This is a genomic window from Arachnia propionica (genome assembly GCF_037055325.1).
Taxonomy (GTDB): domain Bacteria; phylum Actinomycetota; class Actinomycetes; order Propionibacteriales; family Propionibacteriaceae; genus Arachnia.
Window position 1 is genome coordinate 1,109,985 of record NZ_CP146373.1, and the last position, 14,338, is coordinate 1,124,322.

Below are 14,338 nucleotides of genomic sequence, written 5' to 3' on the forward strand. Positions count from 1 at the left end.
CAGCCCGTGCGGCTGATTGATCGGCCTCCTGACCCTGCATCGCTGCTGACTCATGAACAGGTGACCACAGCCAGCCCCGCGGTACCCGTTTCGCCCGGACGCTAAGGTTCCATGCATGGACATCGACATCCACACCACTGCCGGCAAGCTGGCGGATCTGGGACGTCGCATCGATGCGGCGGTCCATGCTGGTTCCGCCACCGCCGTCGAGAAACAGCACGCCAAGGGCAAGATGACAGCTCGTGAGAGAGTGCTGACGCTCCTGGATGAGGGCAGCTTCGCGGAGCTGGACGAGTTCGCCCGGCACCGCTCCAAGAACTTCGGGATGGATGCCCGCCGCCCCTACGGGGACGGTGTGATCACCGGTACCGGCGCAATCCATGGCCGCCCCGTCTGCGTTTTCAGCCAGGACGTGACGATCTTCGGCGGCGCGTTGGGCGAGGTCTATGGCGAGAAGATCGTCAAGATCATCGACTTCGCTCTGAAGACCGGATGCCCTCTGATCGGAATCAACGAGGGTGGCGGTGCACGCATCCAGGAGGGAGTGGTTTCCCTGGCTCTGTACGGAGAAATCTTCCGCCGCAACACCCGGGCCTCCGGAGTGATCCCGCAGATCTCGCTGATCATGGGAGCGGCCGCGGGAGGTCACGTCTACTCCCCTGCCCTGACGGATTTCGTGGTGATGGTGGACAAGACATCGCAGATGTTCATCACCGGCCCCGAGGTGATCAAAACCGTCACAGGCGAGGACGTGTCCATGGAGGAACTGGGCGGTGGCCGCACCCACTCCAGTAAGTCGGGGAACTCGCACTACCTGGCTGCGGACGAAAACGACGCTCTGGAGTACGTTCGCGACCTGATCAGCTACCTGCCGCAGAACAACCTGGAGGATCCACCCGTCTACGACGATGCCGAGGTGGATCTGACCATCACTGACCACGACCGACAACTCGACCAGCTCATACCGGACTCCGCGAACCAGCCCTATGACATGCGCGAGATCATCCACAACGTGCTGGACGACGAGGAATTCCTCGAGGTCATGGAGCTGTTCGCGGGCAACGTCATCACGGGGTTCGGAAGGATTGAGGGCCGCCCCATCGGAATCGTCGCCAGTCAACCGACCGTGTTCGCTGGTTGTCTGGACATCGACGCCTCCGAAAAGGCCGCACGTTTTGTCCGGACCTGCGACGCTTTCAACATCCCGGTGTTGACCTTCGTCGACGTCCCCGGTTTCCTTCCGGGGGTGGATCAGGAGCACCAGGGAATCATCCGGCGTGGGGCGAAGCTAATCTTCGCCTACGCCGAGGCAACAGTGCCCACCATCACGGTCATCACCCGCAAGGCTTACGGTGGCGCCTACATCGTGATGGGTTCGAAGCATCTCGGTGCAGATGTGAATTTCGCATGGCCAACGGCACAGATCGCGGTGATGGGCGCGCAGGGCGCAGTCAACATCCTCCACCGCAAGACCCTGGCGGAGGCCACGGATCCCGACCGGCACCGCCAAGAGTTGATCGCCGAGTACGATCAGGAACTCGCAAACCCGTACGTCGCGGCGGAGCGGGGCTACATCGACCAGGTGATCTACCCACACGAGACACGGGCCCAGATCATCCGGGTGCTGCGGCTGCTGCGCACGAAACGCGAACAACTGCCACCCAAGAAGCACGGGAACATTCCGCTGTGACCGGGCGCTACGACATCCGGGCAAGCGGGGCGACGGAAGAAGAGATCGCCGCTCTGGTGGTGGTACTCAGGGCCCACGACATGGCCGACGACAAACTCAAGGCGGCCGATGACCGTCCACTCGCGGGAGGCTGGAAATCCTACTACCGGACCGTGCGCCAGCAGCTCGTCTACGGACGCGACGCCTGGCGCACCTACATCAGGTTCTGACGATGCGTTTCATACTCGCTTCCAAGTCCCCCTCCCGGTTGGAACTGTTGCGTCGAGCCGGGTTGGATCCCGAGGTCCACACCAGCGACGTGGATGAATCACTGGTGACCGATTCTCAACCCGTACGACTCGCACTTCGGCTGGCAGCCGCGAAGGGGGAATCGGTGGCCGAGCGGGTCGCGGGCGATGCCATCTTCGTCGCCTGTGATTCCGTGCTGGAGTTCGAGGGACGCGCCCATGGAAAACCTCGTAGCGTCGAGGCCGCGACCGCGCAGTGGCGGCGGATGCGCGGCCGCCAAGGCGTACTGCACACGGGACATTTCGTGCTGGTTCGCCGTAACAACGAGGCCCGACAGGCATTGCGTACCGCGAGCACAGTGGTGAAGTTCGCCGATGTTACGGATGAGGAGATCACCGCCTACGTAGCGCGCGGCGAACCCCGCTGGGTAGCTGGCGCCTTCACCATTGACGGGCTGGGTGGCGCATTCGTCACAGGTATCGAGGGAGATCCACACAATGTGGTCGGCCTGTCCCTCCCCCTGCTGAGGCAAATCCTGCTCGACCTGGGCGTCACCTGGCCGAGTTTGTGGCGTGGCGGCACCGAAACCTGATCTCACGCCTGCTCGAGTTGCTCCATCCTCACCCGGGTGACCCGGCTCCAGTCATCGAAAGCGCAGTGCACACGCGTCCCGTTCGGATAGGTCAAAACGATGCCGCCGTCGTTGGTCCGTGCTGGCCTGAGGCCTCGTTGAGCACCGAAGTTACCGATTGTCTGACGATGGTTCCTCGAGTACTCGAGGCAGGCCGACATCATTCGCGGCAGCGTCTCCGGCGTGGGGGCAGGCAGTTCGAGATTGAAAATGGCGAGATAGGCAACACCACTGCCGTACGGGGCGGCATACATGGCTGGTGCCCCCGACAGCCGTGCGGCAAGGAAGGCGACGGCTGATCCCGGCCTCATGCCGTAGTCCGTAACTCCTTCCAGGGAGAAGGATTCCACGGCGAACTCCGGGATACCGGCTTCACGTCCCTTTGCACACCCCGGCAGGATCGCTGACACCGCGGGGTGTGAGGCACCGTATCCAGGGTTCGCCCAGGACCACATCCATGTGTTCGAAATTTCGGAGGAGGTCCCGATCATCGCGATGTCATAAGGCCGCTCCCCCAACCAGAGTCTGCACTGGTCCAGGTCGGCCTCCCACTCAGTTTCGCCGGCTTCGTCGTGCAGGGCCTGCTGCCCTTCCACAGCCAACAGGGCGAAGTCGGTCAGAGCATCAGCGAGAGTCACGGCCATGGGGCAATGCTTCCACATTTTCGGCCCGGTTCTCGAGGGATAACGAGCCCCTCCCCGAATCGAGACGATTTATTCTTAAATCTCCCTGAAGTGTTATCACCGGTTGACCAGTCCCGACGGGGACTTGAAGGACGGCTTGGCCGAGCAGCAGAATTGGGGCATGTCGTTGCCTGCCCGTTCCCCCCTGACAGACGTCGGGGCGAAGGCTGCCAGGATTCTGGACCAAGCCCAGGCGATGGCCGATCAATTGAGAGCCGAAACCCGAGCAGAGGTCTTGGAGATCCTGCGCCGCCACGAGGCGGAACGCACAGCCGCCGAGGACCTCGCGGCAGCAAATGCACAGGCCAGACAGGAACTGGCCGGCACCCGAGATCAGGCACGTCAGCGGATGGCCGATGCAGACGAGGAAGCGCGTTCCACCATGCGCGACGCCTCTTCCCGGGCCGCTCGCCTAGTAGCCGGAGCGGAGCAAACCTGCGACCAGTTGCGCGCCGATGCCACCGCGGAGGCGAAACGAATAATCCAACGCAGCCGCGACGAGGCGGAGCAGATCCTGGCAGAGGCCCGAAAAGCAGCCGAGGAGGTCACGAGGCAGCAACACGCCGAGCACGAGAAGCTGCGAGCCACATGGACCGAACAACAACAGGCATGCGAGAAGGACATCGCCGCACGCAGAGCGGAGGCGGAGGCAGAAACAAGAAGCTTCCTGACATCAGCCCGCACGGAGGCCCGGGAGATCGTCGAGAAAGCCCACAAGGATGCGGAGCGGATCAGGGAGTCGACCACCGAATGGCGTGAGGAATACGTCGCCGCGGCTGAAGCAACGGTGGCCACAGCCGAGAAACAGCGTGACGACTTGCTCGCCTCGGCCCAGAAGGAATCCCAGCAGTTACTCAAGGAAGCTTCCTCACAGCTGAGCTGGACCAAACAGACCGTGGCCGATCTGCGCAGCAGCGTCGAGGCCGAGGTGGAGGCGAAACGGGCCGAGGCCGCAGAAGAGCTTGAACTCTGGAAACAGAGCCAGAAAGACGATCTCGACGCCTTCATCGTCTCCCGTCGCCACGAGCTGGCGGTGGCAGAAGCCGCCACCATCGCTGCGGTTCGAGAAGCGAACGAAAGGGTCGGAAGCCTACTCTCCGCAGCCCAGGAGGAAGCCGAACGAACTCGTCGTACCGCCGAGCAGGAGGCCGAGAACCGTCGCCGCATCGCCGCCGAGGAGTCACGGGAACTGGTCGAACGAGCCAACCGGATTCTTTCCGTTGCCAAGGATGAGGCCCAAACGCTGCGGGAACAGACGATGACCGAGCTAGAGCAACTCCACTCGGAGCACTACACGAAACTACGAACCGACCGCGAGACCGCCAAACGCGAACTCGAACAGGCCCGCGCAGAAGCGGAGCACGCCCGCGCAGACGCACGTCGCAGGCTGCGGGATGCACGCGAAGAGGTCAAAGCGCTCTCCAAACAACGCGACGACATCACAACCCAGTTGAGTAAACTGTCCGGGGTCATTGAGGCTTTGGCCGCACCCGGCGAGAACGAATTAGGAGACCGATGACCGACGAAACATTCGCAACGGTGCGCCGAGGCTACGATCCAGCCCAAGTGGATTCCGTTTTGCGTCGAATGCGACAAACGCATGCCGCAGCTCTACAAGAGGCCGCCACGCAGACAGTTGAGATAAACAAACTCAATCAGGCGCTCGAGGCTTCCCAGGGTCGTGTCACAGGGCTGCAGCAGCAGGTGAGCGAACTCCAGGAACAGATGAGCCAGGCCCAGACACACAGTTCGAACGGCCAAGGAACCGACTTCGCGTCCCTCGGGGAACGGATCGTCCAGATGCTCAACCTCGCTCAGGAAGAAGCTGATGACATCCGGCTGCGGGCCCAGGAGGACGCGGAAGCGATGGAGATTCAGGTTGCGCACGAGGTGGAACATGCCCGCGCCGCCGCAGATGGTTATGCCGCCGAAACTCGCACCAAAGCCGAAGCCGATGCGGCCCGAATCATCGAGCAGGCCAACCGCGAGGCCGACGAGCTGCTGGATCACGCCGATCGTGAGGCCTCCGCACGTCGCCGCGAGGCCGAGGCCGTCTTCGAGCAGCAACGCGCCGCAGCCGGCGCCGCTGCAGCCGAGTTTGAGGCGACGCTCGCAGAACGCCGCGAACGCGCAACCGCCGAGTTCGCCACCCAGATGGCCAACCACGAGCGCGCCCTCGCGGTGGCCAACGACAAGCTGACGGAGGCCCAGACCGAAGCGGCCCGCGTCCTTGAGGAGGCCCACGCCTCCGCGGAGGAGGAACGGGAACGTGCCGCATCCGAAGCGAAGTCGCGCCTGGAGAACGCGCGGATCGCCGCTGAAAGGGTCAAGCGCGAGTCGGAGCGTGAGTTGAGCGCCCTGGCCGCCCGCCGCGACTCCATCACCGAACAGCTTGCGAATGTCCGTCAGATGCTGTCCACTCTGGGAGGCAGCGCCCTGTCAATGAACCTGGCGCCCGCCGCCAGCCCAACCAGCCCGGGCGATGTGGCTGTCGAAGAAGCCATCACGAAGAAGAACAGCTCGTCCAAGACGAGCGCCAAGACCAGATGATTCGGATCCGTCACTGTTCGCGATCGGTGCGCAGCGAAAGTGCCGAGAGCTCAGCGGTGACGGTGAAGGCTCCCTGCCACTGACCGCGCCGGAACAACAACGAGTCCTGCCCGTCAGCCGTGATCTCAAATCCGGCTGCGGGCAGATTTCGTCTCAACCAGGCAGCGAGTTCTGCCCCACCGGGAGACGTGATGGTCACGGTGACATTGGATTCCAGATCGATGCGGTCGCGAATCACCACCCCGGAGGGAAGCCAGAGGTCGGTCGGGCCGTTGCTGAACCCGAGTTGGGTCAAGGTGGCACCATCAGCTGGGGCGCTGGCGCTCCAGCTGACCTCCGGAGTGGCCGGCTGCGGCGGCGGGGTGGTGCAGCCCGCGAGTGCCAGGAATGCCAGCACTCCCGTAGCCGTTCTTCTCATCGGCTCCCCAACCCGAGCACAACGTCGCAGGGATCCTCCAGACAGATACGCACCTGCTCCGCCAAACGTGCCTGCCGCGGGCTCGGAAGCCGGTCTACCGGGAACCAACCGAAGTCGCTGAGTTCGCCGTCGCCGATCCCGGGGCTGCCGCCCACCAGCCGACCCCGGAACCCGTGATCCAGGAAACGGCAACGGTCCCCGTTGGGAAAGATGACCTCGTCCATGACATCCAGCCACAGCATCCGCTCCACTTCCACCTCGATGCAGACCTCCTCCCGGGCTTCCCGCGCCACCGTGTCGGCAGGGTTCTCGCCTGGTTCGACGATCCCGGAGATCGCAGCCCAGTTGCCATCATCGGAGCGGCGGCCGAGCAGCACCTCCGGCCCGGTCTCTCCTTCTCGCAATACCACCAGATTGGCTCCGCTCAGCCACAAGGGTTCATTCCCGATGTGGCGGCGCAGTTCGAGGATGAACTGAGGTGTCGGCATGGCTCAATCCTAGGCTCTGCTGCGGAAGTCGCGCCTGGTTACGGTGGACGGGCACAGGTTCATGGTTGCCAGTAGAATCCGCCGAAGAGGTTCTACCGGAGGAGGCAGAAGGTGAACAGCGGGGTCATCTCGAAGGTTCTGATCGCCAACCGTGGGGAGATCGCAGTAAGGGTGATCCGGGCCGCGCACGACGCGGGCATCGCTTCGGTTGCTGTGTATGCCGACTCCGATGCGGATTCGCTGTTCGTGAGGCTCGCGGACGAGGCCTTCGCCCTGGGCGGGGCAACCCCCGCGGACACCTATCTGAACGTGGAGAAAGTCCTCGACCTGGCGAGTCGCTCCAGCGCCGACGCTGTGCACCCGGGCTACGGTTTTCTGGCCGAGAACGCCAGCTTCGCCAGAGCCGTCATGGACGCGGGCCTGAAGTGGATAGGTCCCCCACCCGAGGCCATCGAAAGCCTGGGAGACAAGGTCAAGGCCCGCCACATCGCCCAGAAAGTGGGCGCCCCACAGGTGCCGGGAACCCCGGACCCCGTCGCCGACGCCGCAGAAGTGGTGCGTTTCGCGGAACAACATGGCCTGCCTGTGGCCATCAAGGCTGCCTTCGGAGGTGGCGGTCGCGGTCTCAAGGTGGCTCGCACCCTCGAGGAGATCCCCGAGCTGTTCGACTCTGCAACCCGGGAAGCCATCACCGCCTTCGGACGCGGCGAGTGTTTTGTGGAACGTTACCTGGACAAACCCCGACATGTGGAGACTCAGTGCCTGGCCGACGCGCACGGCAACGTGGTGGTGGTCTCCACTCGTGACTGCTCACTGCAGCGACGGCACCAGAAGCTTGTCGAGGAGGCACCAGCGCCGTTCCTCAGCCCGGAACAGGAAACGCTGCTGCGCAGTTCGTCGAAGGCCATCCTGAAGGAGGCCGGGTATGTCGGAGCGGGGACCTGCGAGTTCCTCGTCGGCCTCGATGGAACCATTTCCTTCCTGGAGGTCAACACTCGTCTTCAGGTGGAGCACCCGGTTTCCGAGGAGGTCACGGGACTGGATTTGGTGCGAGAGATGTTCCGCATCGCTGAGGGCGAGGAGCTGGGCTACGACGACCCCGAGATCCACGGCCACTCCATCGAGTTCCGCATCAACGCCGAAGACGCCGGGCGCGGCTTCATGCCCGCCCCCGGTACCCTGGTCAAGTGGCATGCCCCCACTGGTCCCGGAATCCGTGTCGATGAGGGCTATCACTCGGGCATGACTGTTCCGGGAGCCTTCGATTCGCTCGTGGCGAAACTCATCGTCACCGGCGCAGACCGCACCCAGGCCCTGGCCAGGGCGCGGCGTGCCCTGGGCGAACTGCAGGTCGAGGGAATGCCGACGGTTGTCCCGTTCCACCAGGTTCTGCTGGAGGAGCCCGATTTCGTGGCTGCCAACAACGATTTCAGGGTTCACACCCGCTGGATCGAGACCGAGTTCACCAACGAGATTCCCGCCTACACGGGAGTGCTAGGTGAACCCGAGAACCTGGGCGAACCGGAGGTGATCGCCGTGGAGGTCAACGGGCGCCGCATGGAGGTGAAGCTGCCCGCCGGTTTCGGGGCCCGTCCCGAGGCCCGCAGCAAGACCCCGAAACGCCCCACCCGTCGCGACCGCGGCGGCGCCAAGGTCTCCGCCCCGAGCGGAAACAACCTGATCTGTCCCATGCAGGGAACCGTTGTGAAACTCTCCGTCCAGGAGGGCGAGGTTGTCGAGGAAGGCCAAGTCGTAGCGGTCATCGAGGCTATGAAGATGGAACAACCGCTGCCCGCTCACCGGCCCGGTCAGGTTGTGAGGATAGCCTCCGCCCCAGGACAGCCCGTCAATGCTGGGGACGTGGTCTGTGAGATCATCGACCCGGAGTAGCTCTGATCGCTACTGCGCCGATGGCAGGAACTGATCCATGTCGAGGGCAGGCAGTGCTGCGCTGGGCACGCTGACCACCCTGGCGGGGATTCCTGCGACCGTGGTGTGTGGGGGGACGTCTTTCAGCACCACTGAACCCGCACCTATTTTTGCGCCCGCCCCGATCCGGATGTTGCCAAGCACCTTGGCTCCTGCTCCGATCATGACGCCACGTCCAATCTTGGGGTGGCGATCGCCGCCCTCCTTGCCGGAGCCGCCGAGGGTGACCTCGTGGAGCATCGAAAAATCATCTTCCACCACAGCGGTCTCGCCGATCACCACGCTGGTGGCGTGATCGAACATGATCCCCTTGCCGATCCGCGCTGCCGGGTGGATGTCGACGGCGAACACTTCCGAGATCCGCGACTGCAGGTACAGGGCCAAGCAGTGACGGTCACGTTCCCAGTAGGAATGCGCCACCCGGTAGGCCTGGATGGAGTGGAAGCCTTTGAAGTAGAGCAGCGGGTTGGCGTATCCAGCGGCGGCGGGATCGCGGTGGACCACGGCCTGCAGATCGGCGCGGATGGCGTTCTGGATGCACGTCTCGTCGCGCAGCACGTCGAGAATGATGTCACGAAGGCTGAGGGCCGGGAGGGTGGCATTGTCGAGTTTGGCGGCAAGGATGTAAGCCAGGGCGGTCTCCAGGTCGGGCTGACTGAGCACCACGTGCGATAGGAACCCGGCCAGTAGTGGCTCGTTGGCGGCCGCTTCAGCGCACTCGGCACGGATGGATTCCCAGATCAGGTGGTCGGCGACGATACGTGCAGGATCCATTGCTTCTCCAAGTCGGTCGAGTGGCTGTCAGCCTAGTAGAAGCCTACGTCGCCCACGGGATGCACATACCTTGACCATCATTCACAGGGCATGCGCCAAGCTGCGCATCAACTGCCAAGAGCGAGCTCAAAGATGACCGCGCACAAGCCCTGGCATCCTCATACCCGGAAGCTACAACTCTCTTGGAGAGCGCCTGCTGGCCCTACTTCTTTTTCGACACCCGCAGGATCATGGGTGCTATTCCACCCGCACGGATTACATCCACACCGCACACGTCCCACTCGAACGAGCATTTCTAATTAATCCGATTACAGGCTCATCGCAAATGAGGGTGTAGGTGGTTCCTGAAGCCGCTGGTCTCAAGCAGCGACCGGGCGATGTAGTTCGTCAGGTTCCGGAACCCCAAGGCCGATCCGCGGAGGTGCTCGAGGCGGCCGTTGATTGCCTCCGTGGGGCCGTTGCTGGTGCCGGGGCGGTCGAAGAACGCGAGGATGTCGGCGGCGCGCTGCTTCAGGGTGCGGCCGAGGCGGCGCAGCTCGACGAGCCGGTTTGGGACACTAGTGGTCAGCGAGTCGATGACGGACTGCATGAGGAACTTTCCGAGTTTGCGGTCGGGTTCCCGGTAGGCGGTGACCATCCGCTGGTAGATGCCCCAGCTCGCCTCGACCTCGACATGCTGCTCGTCGGCGAACAGTGCTTTCAGGCGTGTCTGCTGCTTCTCGGTGAGCAGGCCGGCGCCGGTGTGGAGGGTGCGGCGGGCCTTGTATAGCGGATCGTCCTTCCGGCCCCGCCGCCCGAATACGTCGCGCTGGATCCGGCGACGGCACTGGTCCAGCGCGTCGCCGGCAAGACGGACGACGTGGAATGGATCTATCACCGTCACCGCGTCGGGCAGCTCCTCGCTGGCGGCGGTCTTGAACCCGGTGAACCCGTCCATCGTGACGACCTCGACCCCGTCCCGCCAACCCTGGACTCGGGCGGCGAGCCAGGTCTTGAATACGCTCTTGGAGCGCCCCTCGACCATGTCCAGCAGCCGCGAGGGGCCCGTCTTCTCACGCACCGGGGTGAGGTCGATGATGACGGTGACGTACTTGTCCCCGGACCTCGTGTGGCGCCAGACGTGCTCGTCGACGCCGAGCACCCGAACCCCGTCGAACCGGCCGGGGTCATCGATGAGCACGCGGCGTCCCTCGGCGAGGACCGCATCATTGGCCGTGTGCCAGGACACCCCCAGCCCTGCGGCGACCCGGGACACAGTGAGGTGGTCGATCACGATCCCTTCCAGCGCCCACCGCATCCCGCGACGAGACAGCTTCGCCCGCTCCGCCGCCGCAGCAGTGAGGTCCTCGCGCCAGGAGCGCCCGCACCCAAAACACTTGTATCGGCGGACGCGGACCAGCAGCATGGTCGGGCGGTACCCGAACGGCTCATGCGCGAGCTGTCGCGTGTCCGTCCCGCGGGAGAGCGCCCTGCTGCCGCAGCCCCGGCACCACGGATCTGGTTCAGCGACCCGGCACTCGATCACCGCCCGATCCGGGGCCAGCCGCTGGCCGACGGCCACGAGGCCGAGCTCGTCGAGACGGCAGAACACAGTCAGGTCAGGGGTCACGAAGGTAGCATGGAGCACGTCGAGGTCTTCCAACAGATGGTCAGTGTGAGAACTTCCATCATCGGAAGGCCTCGACCCTCATCCCGGCACCGACGCGCTCAGCCAGCTACCCACTCATCTGCGAAGAGCCCGATTACAGCACGATTCGTCAATCGATTTCTTCGCTGCACGACACTCGCAATGACAGGGAGAAGAAAATCCATTCTTCTTCCAAACCCCCAAGGAGCGACACCTTACCTGCATATGATTTTTACGTTTCATAAAAGCTGACAGCCACCCTCTACTATAGAAACAGAGAGCAGGTGTTCATGCACTTTCACGCGCAATTTCAAGCCCGAAAAGTTTCTTATTTATACAGGGACAGATCCAGCAACTGCATACCCTGCGAGCTGTAGGAGATCGAGACGCGCAGATTGTCCTTGACGAATTCAGCCCGTTCCATGTTGGGAATCTTGTAGGAGGACGTCTTCTCCTGCCAGCCGGGAAGCTGTCGGTACTGCTCGACCAGCTTTGTGTATGATTCCTGGCTCTTCACGCTCCATTTGAGGGATATGAGGTTTGCCATGTCATTGACGACAATGAGTGTTTCATTCTCTGGAAGCGGCAGCTCTGAGGGCCAAGTTGCGGGCACTTCCTTACCCTTGGCCAGTTCCGAGGCCAAGGGATCGTTCGGACCGTTAGATTCCCTGGCCGCAGATGACTCTGCGGCGTTTGGCGTCGCCTGGGAGGTTTCGGCGCTTGCCTCGGGGGAAGGCGCAGTCTGCGTCTGCCCCCCGCTGCAGGAGCTCAACCCCAACACGGCAGAACTGGCAAATAAAAGCCCGGCAAACCAGGGTGTTCGTCCTGTAGCCATCACGACTCCCATGAACTTCGATGTTCCTACCTTGAGTATCCGCCAAGCATACGCATACCTACTACAACCCCCGGGTAAGCTTGGTTGCATGACCGCAGAGTTGCGTAATGCCCAGCGCGACGAGTTCTGTCGCGTGCTGTCCATGGTTGCCCCGGATGCCCCGACGCTGTGCTCGGGTTGGAACGCCTTCGATCTCGCCGCGCACATCTGGATCCTGAACCACAGGCCCCTCGCCTGGGCGGGGATGCTGCTGCCGCCATTCTCGTGGCTCACAGACCGGGAGATCCGGCGGACAAAGGAACGGTTCTCCTACGCCGGGCTGATCGAGGAGATCCGCACCGGCCCAGCGTCCTTCGCCTGCATGCCGACCGACCCCCGGGAGGATCACCGGCACTCCCTCGGCGAATACTTCATCCACACCGAGGACGTGCGCCGCCCGAACCGGCTGCCCAGACAGGAGATCTCCCCCGACCTGGCCGAAGCCCTGTGGCGGCGCCTCAGGAAAGCCTCCTGGGAGCTGCACCCGTTCGCTTCCTGGGAGTTCCGCACCCCACAGGGTGGCCGCGGGAAGATCGGGCGCGGCCCTGTCGCCAAACAGATCACAGGCGAACCCGGTGAACTGCTGATGTGGATGTACGGGCGTACCGAGGCCGCCCAGGTGGAGATCGTGAACCTCTGACGTTCACAGGAAACGCACCGGTTTCTCAGGGAAACCCATCGTTGCGAGCCCAAGAATTCTTCCCAAGGGACGAAACCGAGAGGCAGGACAGCAATGGGATTCAGGAAACTCACGGTCAGGTTCGCGGGGCTCGCCGCAGCAGCCCTGCTGGCAGCCGGGACCCTCGTCGGGTGCGTAAACGCGAGCGACGTGAAGGCGGAGGAACCCGCCTCGGTGAGCAGCACAGCGTCAGCCGCGAATGTCTCGACCATCTCCATGGGAACCGCGACCGACTCCAGCACCGGGGCCACCTCGGCGGCGAGTACCGCAGCCGACACGAACACTGAGCTGACCTCCAGCCGGGTGAGCGTGACCATTGATGGCAAATCCACGACCCTGTCCGGGGCCTACGTCGTTGACGGCATCGACGCGGTGATCGACGGCGGAACCTACTCCTCCACCACCGCCGACCAGGCCGTCTTCCTCGTGGTCAACGGTGGCAGCCTGACCATCAGGAACGCAGAGATCACCAAATCCGGGGATACCTCCAACGAGGAGCAGTCGAACTTCTACGGATTCAATTCCGCGGTGCTGGTGGCCGGCGAGGGATCCAATGTGACGGTGGAAAACACGACCATCACCACCCAGTCGTCCGGGTCGAACGGTATCGTGGCCACCGGCGGCGCCACCGCCGCGGTGCAACAGACCACCATCGAAACCCACGCGAACTCTTCGCGTGGCCTGCACGCCACCTACCAGGGAGCCATCACCGGCGAGAACGTGGCCATCCACACGCGCGGAGCGCACTCCGCCACCCTGACCGACTCCACGGTCACTTCCAGCGGCAAGAAGGCCGTGATGCTCTACCAGTCCTTCAGCGGAGACGCACACGACAAGGACGCCACAGCCACCCAGTCCACGTTCACGATGACCGACACGAAACTCACCGCGAACGGTACGGACGCGGTGCTCTACGCCACCAACACCACCACCTCTGCAACCCTCACGAATGTGGAGATCACCTCCAACGCTTCGGTCGGCGTCAAGGCCGATGAGGACCGCTGGGGCAAGACCGGAAGCAACGGAGCCACGCTGCACCTGACCTTGGACGGCACCACCATCACCGGCGGTGCGACAGCAGGAAGCAGCTCGGCGATCACCATTGCGTCCGCCAACGGAGGCGCGGTGGAGGGGGAGGTGAGCGGTTCGGTCACCAATTCCTGACATGGCTACAACGGGCGACCGGGGCTCCCCTCCCCCGGTCGCCCGTCCATACCGTCAGCCACGAACACCATCGGCTGGCTCGCCACATGAGTTCGACACGACCGGCTCACTGAGGTTCTGCTGAACCAGCACCAGGAGAAAACCTTCTCGGCTTGTCGTCATGTGCCTGGGGCACGCACCCCGATCGTGAGCAGCAGGTTGGCGTAGAGCCGCTGGTCGCCCGAGACGATGACGACGGTGACATCCTCGGCTTTCGCGGCGTCATAGAAGTCCCAGCGGGGAATCTCATCGAAGGCCACGCCGGGCAGGGCAGCCCGGTATTCATCGTGGGCTGGGATCACCTCCGGGGCCTCAACGCCCACCGCGTCCGCAGCGGGCACCATCAATCCGGCACGTTCGATGGGGATGGTGCGTTTCAGTACCTCGAGGATCCGGGTGACGTCGAGCAGTCCGGGCGCAAGGTTCAAGAAGATACGTTCCGCCGCCGCGGGTGCGCCGCTGGCGATCGGGTAGTTGCCATCGGTGATCAGGAGCTTGCCGCTGTGTCCGCTGCGTCCCAGCGCCGCGAGCAACCCGGGATGGGTCATGGGTCCGTACAGCATG

General features: G+C 63.6%; 15 protein-coding genes. 8 read left to right on the forward strand and 7 right to left on the reverse strand.

The window, feature by feature from the left end; translation table 11 throughout:
- The first annotated feature begins 115 nt into the window (after nt 1-115).
- The 3 genes from V7R84_RS05250 to V7R84_RS05260 are packed head-to-tail and all read left to right on the forward strand — an operon-like array spanning nt 116 to nt 2,510.
- On the forward strand, nt 116-1,690 hold the full coding sequence (locus V7R84_RS05250; RefSeq protein ID WP_338572785.1) for an acyl-CoA carboxylase subunit beta: 1,575 nt from the start codon (nt 116-118) through the stop codon (nt 1,688-1,690).
- The gene (locus tag V7R84_RS05255; RefSeq protein WP_338572786.1) at nt 1,687-1,899 is read left to right on the forward strand and encodes an acyl-CoA carboxylase subunit epsilon; all 213 of its coding nucleotides are present in this window, start codon (nt 1,687-1,689) and stop codon (nt 1,897-1,899) included. Before V7R84_RS05250 ends, V7R84_RS05255 begins: the two co-directional genes overlap by 4 nt.
- 2 nt (nt 1,900-1,901) lie before the next feature.
- Nucleotides 1,902-2,510 (forward strand): nucleoside triphosphate pyrophosphatase, encoded by a 609-nt coding sequence (locus V7R84_RS05260; RefSeq protein WP_338572787.1) that lies wholly within the window; start codon nt 1,902-1,904, stop codon nt 2,508-2,510.
- A gap of 2 nt (nt 2,511-2,512) precedes the next feature.
- On the opposite strand, the gene V7R84_RS05265 is transcribed toward V7R84_RS05260, so the two are convergent.
- A complete protein-coding gene (locus tag V7R84_RS05265) occupies nt 2,513-3,193 on the reverse strand; it encodes a DUF6882 domain-containing protein (RefSeq protein ID WP_338572789.1) in 681 nt (226 codons plus the stop codon).
- Between the two features lie 160 nt (nt 3,194-3,353).
- On the opposite strand from V7R84_RS05265, the gene V7R84_RS05270 reads away from it, so the two are divergent.
- Together V7R84_RS05270 and V7R84_RS05275 are read left to right on the forward strand one after the other, a co-directional pair.
- Nucleotides 3,354-4,751 (forward strand): hypothetical protein, encoded by a 1,398-nt coding sequence (locus tag V7R84_RS05270; RefSeq protein WP_338572791.1) that lies wholly within the window; start codon nt 3,354-3,356, stop codon nt 4,749-4,751.
- Nucleotides 4,748-5,782, forward strand: a complete 1,035-nt coding sequence (locus V7R84_RS05275; protein WP_338572793.1) for a hypothetical protein — start codon at nt 4,748-4,750, stop codon at nt 5,780-5,782. The genes V7R84_RS05270 and V7R84_RS05275 overlap by 4 nt, the downstream gene beginning before the upstream one ends.
- 10 nt (nt 5,783-5,792) lie before the next feature.
- On the opposite strand, the gene V7R84_RS05280 is transcribed toward V7R84_RS05275, so the two are convergent.
- Together V7R84_RS05280 and V7R84_RS05285 are read right to left on the reverse strand one after the other, a co-directional pair.
- Nucleotides 5,793-6,200 carry a hypothetical protein gene (locus V7R84_RS05280; RefSeq protein ID WP_338572795.1) on the reverse strand — a complete coding sequence of 136 codons (408 nt, stop codon included), beginning with the start codon at nt 6,198-6,200 and terminating at the stop codon, nt 5,793-5,795.
- Nucleotides 6,197-6,688, reverse strand: a complete 492-nt coding sequence (locus tag V7R84_RS05285; protein WP_338572798.1) for an NUDIX hydrolase — start codon at nt 6,686-6,688, stop codon at nt 6,197-6,199. The genes V7R84_RS05280 and V7R84_RS05285 overlap by 4 nt, the downstream gene beginning before the upstream one ends.
- A gap of 111 nt (nt 6,689-6,799) precedes the next feature.
- Here V7R84_RS05285 and V7R84_RS05290 point away from each other — a divergent pair, with 111 nt between their 5' ends.
- Nucleotides 6,800-8,578, forward strand: a complete 1,779-nt coding sequence (locus tag V7R84_RS05290) for an acetyl/propionyl/methylcrotonyl-CoA carboxylase subunit alpha (protein WP_338572800.1) — start codon at nt 6,800-6,802, stop codon at nt 8,576-8,578.
- 9 nt (nt 8,579-8,587) lie between these two features.
- Here the strand turns inward: V7R84_RS05290 and cysE are convergent, their stop codons facing one another.
- From cysE to V7R84_RS05305, 3 genes are all read right to left on the reverse strand, one after another.
- Nucleotides 8,588-9,391, reverse strand: coding sequence for a serine O-acetyltransferase (cysE, locus tag V7R84_RS05295; RefSeq protein WP_338572802.1), 804 nt, complete (start codon nt 9,389-9,391; stop codon nt 8,588-8,590).
- 316 nt (nt 9,392-9,707) lie between these two features.
- Nucleotides 9,708-11,018 carry an ISL3 family transposase gene (locus V7R84_RS05300; protein ID WP_338570219.1) on the reverse strand — a complete coding sequence of 437 codons (1,311 nt, stop codon included), beginning with the start codon at nt 11,016-11,018 and terminating at the stop codon, nt 9,708-9,710.
- A gap of 328 nt (nt 11,019-11,346) precedes the next feature.
- Complete coding sequence (locus V7R84_RS05305) at nt 11,347-11,865, reverse strand: hypothetical protein (RefSeq protein WP_338572804.1); 519 nt, start codon at nt 11,863-11,865, stop codon at nt 11,347-11,349.
- A gap of 76 nt (nt 11,866-11,941) precedes the next feature.
- Here V7R84_RS05305 and V7R84_RS05310 point away from each other — a divergent pair, with 76 nt between their 5' ends.
- Nucleotides 11,942-12,532: a maleylpyruvate isomerase family mycothiol-dependent enzyme gene (locus V7R84_RS05310; protein WP_338572807.1), complete on the forward strand. Its 591-nt coding sequence runs from the start codon at nt 11,942-11,944 to the stop codon at nt 12,530-12,532.
- Nucleotides 12,533-12,625: 93 nt separating this feature from the next.
- Nucleotides 12,626-13,735 carry a right-handed parallel beta-helix repeat-containing protein gene (locus V7R84_RS05315; RefSeq protein ID WP_338572809.1) on the forward strand — a complete coding sequence of 370 codons (1,110 nt, stop codon included), beginning with the start codon at nt 12,626-12,628 and terminating at the stop codon, nt 13,733-13,735.
- 158 nt (nt 13,736-13,893) lie between these two features.
- Here V7R84_RS05315 and V7R84_RS05320 read toward each other — a convergent pair whose 3' ends face one another.
- Entirely contained in the window at nt 13,894-14,337 is a 444-nt protein-coding gene (locus V7R84_RS05320; protein WP_338572811.1) for an RbsD/FucU family protein, read from the reverse strand.
- Nucleotide 14,338 lies beyond the last annotated feature (1 nt).